Consider the following 250-nt stretch of genomic DNA (forward strand, 5'->3'; position numbering starts at 1 on the left):
CACCTGGCCGGCGGCGGCGCTTGGCATCGTTTTGGGTACAGCGAGGATGCCAACTCGCCTCGCGCCGTCCAAAAGGAGGGCCCGGTAAGTTTCCTCCATCACATCCCAGCCCAAGCCGCCGACGCCCACTGTCGCGCCGAAGCGATGGGCATTCCTCTCGTCGCAGGAAAGTCCGGCCTGCCGCATGGCTTCGCGCGCTGCAAGCACGGCGAGCAAGCTGAAGCGGGCCATGGAGACGAACTGCTTGCGA

The 250-nt window shown here is 66.0% G+C and carries 1 protein-coding gene; it reads right to left on the reverse strand.

Going from position 1 to position 250, the window contains the following annotated elements; all coding sequences use genetic code 11:
- On the reverse strand, window positions 1-250 hold a 250-nt coding region (locus JT360_RS33405; RefSeq protein WP_284732079.1), incomplete at both ends, for a beta-ketoacyl synthase N-terminal-like domain-containing protein.

The sequence above is a fragment of the Mesorhizobium sp. dw_380 genome (assembly GCF_018588885.1).
In the GTDB taxonomy this organism is placed as follows: domain Bacteria; phylum Pseudomonadota; class Alphaproteobacteria; order Rhizobiales; family Rhizobiaceae; genus Mesorhizobium.